This is a genomic window from Gottfriedia sp. NPDC056225 (genome assembly GCF_042267765.1).
In the GTDB taxonomy this organism is placed as follows: domain Bacteria; phylum Bacillota; class Bacilli; order Bacillales; family Bacillaceae_G; genus Gottfriedia.
On sequence record NZ_JBHJTJ010000027.1, the window covers coordinates 59,262 to 65,763 of the forward strand.

7 protein-coding genes are annotated in these 6,502 nt (G+C 34.7%); 5 read left to right on the forward strand and 2 right to left on the reverse strand.

The genetic code is table 11. The annotated features are described in order from the left end of the window. The first annotated feature begins 13 nt into the window (after window positions 1–13). Window positions 14–1,420: an Ig-like domain-containing protein gene (locus ACFCYN_RS16890; protein ID WP_375950496.1), complete on the forward strand. Its 1,407-nt coding sequence runs from the start codon at window positions 14–16 to the stop codon at window positions 1,418–1,420. Between the two features lie 297 nt (window positions 1,421–1,717). Here ACFCYN_RS16890 and ACFCYN_RS16895 read toward each other — a convergent pair whose 3' ends face one another. Together ACFCYN_RS16895 and ACFCYN_RS16900 are read right to left on the reverse strand one after the other, a co-directional pair. Beyond that, a complete protein-coding gene (locus tag ACFCYN_RS16895) occupies window positions 1,718–2,071 on the reverse strand; it encodes a DUF6508 domain-containing protein (RefSeq protein ID WP_375950498.1) in 354 nt (117 codons plus the stop codon). Between the two features lie 110 nt (window positions 2,072–2,181). Then, window positions 2,182–3,171 (reverse strand): helix-turn-helix transcriptional regulator, encoded by a 990-nt coding sequence (locus ACFCYN_RS16900; protein WP_375950500.1) that lies wholly within the window; start codon window positions 3,169–3,171, stop codon window positions 2,182–2,184. Between the two features lie 361 nt (window positions 3,172–3,532). On the opposite strand from ACFCYN_RS16900, the gene ACFCYN_RS16905 reads away from it, so the two are divergent. The 4 genes from ACFCYN_RS16905 to ACFCYN_RS16920 all read left to right on the forward strand — a co-directional run bounded on the left by ACFCYN_RS16905 (window position 3,533) and on the right by ACFCYN_RS16920 (window position 6,463). Further along, a complete protein-coding gene (locus ACFCYN_RS16905; RefSeq protein WP_172443707.1) occupies window positions 3,533–4,261 on the forward strand; it encodes an amino acid ABC transporter ATP-binding protein in 729 nt (242 codons plus the stop codon). Between the two features lie 15 nt (window positions 4,262–4,276). Beyond that, a complete protein-coding gene (locus tag ACFCYN_RS16910) occupies window positions 4,277–5,074 on the forward strand; it encodes a transporter substrate-binding domain-containing protein (RefSeq protein WP_375950502.1) in 798 nt (265 codons plus the stop codon). Window positions 5,075–5,149: 75 nt separating this feature from the next. After that, window positions 5,150–5,788: an amino acid ABC transporter permease gene (locus ACFCYN_RS16915; protein WP_375950504.1), complete on the forward strand. Its 639-nt coding sequence runs from the start codon at window positions 5,150–5,152 to the stop codon at window positions 5,786–5,788. Between the two features lie 12 nt (window positions 5,789–5,800). Continuing rightward, complete coding sequence (locus tag ACFCYN_RS16920) at window positions 5,801–6,463, forward strand: amino acid ABC transporter permease (protein WP_375950506.1); 663 nt, start codon at window positions 5,801–5,803, stop codon at window positions 6,461–6,463. Window positions 6,464–6,502 lie beyond the last annotated feature (39 nt).

The window sequence follows — 6,502 nt, forward strand, 5'->3', positions numbered from 1 at the left end:
TAGGAGTGATTGGGTGCTTAATAAAAAAATCTTATCATTAGTTGCTTTAGGTTTATTAGCGTCACCATTGTCTTTAGGAACTGTTAAGGCAGTAGGAAACGGATACAACTTATCCAAGAAGATGGTTGAACATCAGATTAAAATGCCACTTCAAAAAGGAATCCCCGATTTTCATAGGTTTAATCAACTTAGAAATGAAGTAAAGGATTCAAAAGCCATTTCAGTAAAAAACTTTAATAAAATAGGGATTATGAGTAATGGTAACAGCACTAGTGAAGATGATGATTTTATATCTGAGGTAGAGCCCAATGATGACTTTGATTCTGCAGATAATACATCATATGAAAAACCGTTAATTGGACAGTTATACCCATTGTATGATGTAGATGTTCATAAAGTAGTCGTACCGAGCGATGGACTTTTATATGTAGTTGGGGTTACTAACTCTGATAATATTGAACTAGCATTCTCTGTTACAGAAAAATATTTTGCCGTGAGTAATAAATTACAATATTTAGGCTCTGAATATGATGACGAAGGAAATGAATATCAAGCATACCAAGCAAAAGCTGGTACATATTATGTTGGCGTTATAGACTATGATAATGACGATGTTGATAATAATACAGAAGATGACTTATATGCTATAGGAACTTACTTCGAAGATAATGTTGCCCCAAATAAACCAATCGTAAATAAAGTTGATAATAATGATACAGTTGTAACAGGTAAAGCAGAAGCTAGCTCTACTGTTACCGTGAAAGTAGGTAGTACTCAATTAGGTACTGCTAAAACAGCTTCAAATGGAACTTATTCTGTAAAAATCAAAACACAAAAAGCTGGCGTGACATTAAGTGTTACAGCTAAAGATTCTGCTGGTAATACAAGTGCAGCGTCAACTACAAAAGTCGTTGATGTGATTGCACCATCTAAGCCTGTTGTAAATAAGGTTGATAATAATGACAAAGTTGTGACTGGAAAAGCAGAAGCTGGTTCTACTGTTACTGTTAAAAAAGGTTCCACAACACTTAGATCTGCAAAAGCTAATTCATCTGGAAATTATTCCGTTACGATAGCTGTTCAATATGCTGGTACAAAACTATCTGTAACTGCTAAAGATGCTGCTGGTAATACGAGTACATCAACAACTGTAACAGTCGTTGATGTGATTGCTCCAAGTAAACCAAAGGTTAATAAAGTAGACGATAACGATGCGAAAGTAACTGGAAAAGCTGAAGCTAACTCTACTGTTACTGTTAAAGTTGGAAGTAAAACTTTAGGTTCAGCAAAAGCTGATTCAAAAGGAAACTTTACAATTAAAATCAAAGCTCAGAAAAGTGGTACTACGATTTCTGTAACTGCTAAGGATGCTGCTGGTAATACTAGTTCTGCGACTTCAGTTAAGGTTGTAAGGCATTAAGATAGATTATTGAACCAAGGATTAGTTCCTTGGTTTTTTGTTTTTTATCAATCAAGACACACGCTTAATCCGTCTTTTTTTAATAGAAAAATAGATACTAATTAATACAAGCAATAACGGGATGCCATAAACACTCCTCTTTCATAGGGTCATATTTTGATAAATATTCATCAATCCCCTTTAATATATAGTAAAAATAGGAACATATAGCAACGGTATTTAATTTAGGTAATAATGAAATATGTATGAACGTTTAAAGGACTTCAAATAACAAAAATCTACTTGAAGTCTCTAATTTTAATTATAAGATTCTTCTTCAATCTGGTTTAACCTAATTAATATATTCAAAAATATCTTATCCCTTATTGCATCAGCCCACATACCTTCGCAGAATCGTTCTCCTCTAACGTAATATGTAAAAATAGATTTTATTAAATGCTTATCAGCTATTTTTATTAATTGTAAATGCGGTTCTTGATAGTTACTCATAGTATTTAAATAATTGGGATCACTTAGCTCTGATTTATAAAAAGCATCAATGAACTCATTTACTACTTCATGATATTTATAAAAACGACCGTACATAGTAAAAAATTCAAAATCGTTTTTACTAAAATAATCAATATACTGTTGTATTTTTTCACTTTTCATTATTTCACTCCTTCCTATTTTACTCTAGAATTTCTCTTTAATGGATTAGTCAACTTACTAGTAAATGAATAAAGAGCATCCCCGAAAGATACTCTTTTAGTAAAATATTATTATTGCTGCAAGTCCATACTATAAAGCTTACTCATCTCCAAAATTTGCGCCTGAACTCTCTCAATCACAGACGGCGGGCTTATTACTTGTGCATCCTTACCCCAAGTTAAAATCCATGTGATTAATCCATCACTGATCGCAGCTTTTGTAGTTAAAATGAAGTGCTCCTCATCTACTTGCTGAATAGCAGCTTTTAAGCCAAAACGGTCAAAAACTACATTTAATAATCCTCTTTTGAACTTGATCTTTACGTAGTCTGGTTCACCTGCAAACATATTGAAAACGGTGCGCAAATATTCATCGACGTCAAAGCGTTCATCTTGGAATTTTTCTTCGGTTTTCTTAACTTTGCGCATTCGGTCTACACGGAAATGTCTTAGTTGATCTTCAGGTAAACTTCTCGTAATTAAGTAATAGTAGTCATTTGACCAAATTACTGCGAGTGGTTTAACCATATATTCTTTCCCACCGTGACTTAATTCAAATTTTTTCTTAATATTGTATCGGCCATATTGAAACGAAATGAGTTTTTTCTCAGAAATTGCTTGGTGAAGTTGATCGATTGAAAAGTGAATACGATTGCTTTCACTTTTAATTGCCGTATCTGGAATAATGCCGTTGTGAAGCTTTTTAGCTTCGTTATCACTCGTTAGTTTTTTTAATTTATCTATGATTTTTTGTGTTTCTTGTTTGTTTAAAAATCTTGAAGCAGTCACTGCATCTACTAATAAACGTAGTTCATGCAATTCAAAAAGTCGCTCTTGGTGGCTATATGTCGTTGCCTTTCCATCACTAGGATTTTCAATTACATCAAATCCAACCTCTTCTAATACTGTTATATCTTTTAAAAATGTATTTTTACTATACGAAAAATCCTCTTCTCCTACCGCTAATCTCTTTTTTATTTCATCAAAGGTAAACTCATTGTCAATATCGGTCTTACTTTCTAGTAGCTTCATTAATTTATAAAATCGTTCGCGGTTTTCCATGGATTCCTCCGTTTTTTAGTAAAATCTAAAAGATATATTCTAAATAAACCTTAATATTATTTTAATTTTAGCACATCTAATTACGAATGATTATAGTCACAATTTACCAGTCTATTTTTACCAAAAACACTATGAAATAAGTAGTATGTTTCCCCATAATTTCTAGTAAACAAATGCCAGAACTACTTTAAAAAGTGTTGTTGGCTTATTTTTTTGCCACTTTTTTATCTAGTACACATGGACCCGTCCAAAAAGACTAAAAATGGATTTTGCGTGATATGACAATGTGAACAAGCATACACATTAAATATTGATTCCCAAAATTCTCCATTGGCAAATCAAATTATATAGGAGGTTAGGAATGATTGTATTTGATCATGTAAATAAGTTTTATGGCGATTTTCAAGTCTTAAAAGATATTAATCTCACCATTAATAAAGGTGAAGTTGTTGTTGTGATCGGGCCGTCTGGTTCTGGGAAAAGTACTTTGCTCCGTTGTATTAATCATCTAGAAACAATCAATGACGGGACTCTTACTGTAAGTGGTGTTTCTGTTGGTGATAAAAAAACAGATATTAACAAGCTAAGACGCAATATTGGCATGGTTTTTCAGCATTTTTATTTATATCCGCACAAAACAGTGCTTGAAAATATCACTCTAGCTCCTATGAAAGCTCTTGGTCAATCTAGAGAAGAAGCCTACCAAACTGCTAATCACTTTCTTGAAAAAGTAGGTATTTTAGAAAAAGCCAAAGCCTACCCTTCTCAGCTTTCCGGTGGCCAGCAACAGCGCGTCGCAATTGCACGCGGGCTTGCGATGAAACCGGATATTATGCTTTTCGATGAACCAACCTCAGCACTCGACCCTGAAATGATTGGCGAAGTGCTTGATGTAATGAAAAACCTTGCTAAAGAAGGTATGACGATGGTTGTTGTAACTCATGAAATGGGCTTTGCAAGAGAAGTAGCCGACCGTATCGTCTTTATGGATGAAGGTCGAATTTTAGAAGAAGCAACTCCGGCTGAGTTTTATGAGAACCCGCGTGAAGAACGGGCTCGCTTATTCTTAAGCCGTATATTAAATCATTAATAGGAGGTAATTGGAATGTTTCTAAAAAAATTCATGAAAATGGCTCTAGTTTCAACAACGGCCGCCTTAGTTCTTGCAGGCTGTGGTAGTAAGGATGATTCGAAAAGTAAAGATGCTCTAGCACGAATTAAAGACGATAAGAAAATTGTATTTGGCGTAAAATATGACACTCGTTTATTTGGATTGAAAAACCCTTCAACAGGTAAAGTAGAAGGATTTGATATTGACCTTTCCAAAGCACTTGCGCAAGAAATGTTTGGCAAAGATGTAAAGCCTGAGTACATAGAGGTTACGTCAAAAACGAGGGTTGGTCTCTTAAATAATGGAAAAGTTGATGCGGTCGTCGCTACAATGACGATTAATGAAGAACGTAAAAAAGAAGTAGATTTTACTGATGTTTACTTTAATGCCGGACAATCTTTGTTAGTAAAAAAAGGTAGTAAAATTCATGGAATTGCTGACTTGAAAAAAGGCACAAAAGTACTTGCTGTTAAAGGCTCAACTTCAGCGGTAAATATTCGCGAGAAAGCTCCTACTACGACCGTACTTGAATTCGAAAACTACGCTGAAGCTTTTACAGCCTTAAAAGCAGGTAAAGGTGATGCTTTAACTACGGATGATGCAATCCTTTACGGTATGAAAGAAGAAGATCCTTCATTTGAATTAGTAGGTGGAACTTTCACTGAAGAACCTTATGGTATCGCAGTTAAGAAAGGAAATAAAGCACTTGTTGAAAAGTTGAATAAAGCATTAGCAAGCTTAAAAGCTTCAGGTAAATATGATGAGATTAAGAATAAATGGATTAAAAATTAAATGATATTATCATTAGGAACTGCAGAGTCCGTGTTTATACGGGCCTGCTTTTCCTAATAATTAGGAGGAAATCCTTTGATAGATTTCTCGATATTAACAGATCATTTAGAGTATTTTTTAGATGGATTAAGAGTAACCATTTTAACTAGTTTAATTGCTTTATTATGTAGCTTTATTTTAGGGACACTGGTTGCTGTTATGCGAATTGCTCCAATCAAACCGCTTAACTGGTTAGGTTCGATCTATGTTGAATTTATCCGAAATATCCCTGTCCTAGTGGTCATTTTTTTTACTTACTTAGCTGGAAGCTATAGTGGAATGGTTGCAGGAACAATCGGTTTGACCATCTATACAGCAGCGTTCATTGCCGAAGCAATCCGTGCTGGTATTCTCTCCGTGCCAAAAGGCCAAATGGAAGCCGCTCGCTCAACCGGATTGACTTACGGACAGGCAATGAGATTAATCATCCTTCCTCAAGCAATCAAAATCGTCATCCCTCCTCTTGGCAACCAATTTCTAAATTTAGTAAAAAACTCATCATTATTAGCCGTCGTAGCTGGTCAAGATTTAATGTATCAAGGAGATCTAATTTCTGCAATGACTTACGTAACGTTCGATACTTATATTTTCGTAGGATTATTTTATTTAGTTTTAACGATTCCTTTAAGCATCGGTGTTAACTTTTTAGAAAAAAGCTTGGCCAGAAGTAATTAAGGAGGTGGATTGATGGATTTTCTACAACCATACGCTGATGTATACACACTAGACCATATTAAATTTTTACTTGAAGGATTTTGGGTCACACTTAAAGTCGCTGCTATTTCAATTGTGCTCAGCTTTATTATTGGCGGATTGATTGGTACCCTCAGATATACGAAAATTCCCGTCGTTACTCAATTACTAACCGCGATTGTTGAGACGATTCGGAACTTACCTTTATTGCTAATTATTTTCTTTACGTATTTTGCCTTACCAGAAATCGGAATCGAAATGAAAATTACAACAGCAGCCATCGCAGCATTGACAGTATTTGAATCAGCTATGATTTCAGAAATTATACGAAGTGGATTAAACTCGATCGAAAAAGGACAGATTGAAGCAGCACGGGCATCTGGATTGAATTACACACAGACATTACGCTATATTGTCTTGCCACAAGCATTGAGAAGAATGGTTCCGCCGATCGTGAGTCAGTTTATTTCATTACTAAAAGACACATCATTAGCTGTCGTTATTGCATTGCCGGATTTATTGCATAATGGACAAATTATTTATGCACAGAAAGAATCTTATGTAATTCCTGTTATGGTGATTGTTGCGTTGATGTACTTTATTGTTAATTATGTTTTGTCGTTGGTTGCGCGTAGATTGGAGATTAAGCAGTCTTGAGGAATCCGGTTCTTTGGTTTGAGCCGGATTTTTTATTTT

What these genes read in the sequence shown, in the direction of transcription:
- ACFCYN_RS16895 (WP_375950498.1), bottom strand. Translation starts at nt 2,071, where the DNA reads ATGAAAAGTGAAAAAATACAACAGTATATTGATTATTTTAGTAAAAAC.
- ACFCYN_RS16900 (WP_375950500.1), bottom strand. Translation starts at nt 3,171, where the DNA reads ATGGAAAACCGCGAACGATTTTATAAATTAATGAAGCTACTAGAAAGT.
- ACFCYN_RS16905 (WP_172443707.1), top strand. Translation starts at nt 3,533, where the DNA reads ATGATTGTATTTGATCATGTAAATAAGTTTTATGGCGATTTTCAAGTC.
- ACFCYN_RS16910 (WP_375950502.1), top strand. Translation starts at nt 4,277, where the DNA reads ATGTTTCTAAAAAAATTCATGAAAATGGCTCTAGTTTCAACAACGGCC.
- ACFCYN_RS16920 (WP_375950506.1), top strand. Translation starts at nt 5,801, where the DNA reads ATGGATTTTCTACAACCATACGCTGATGTATACACACTAGACCATATT.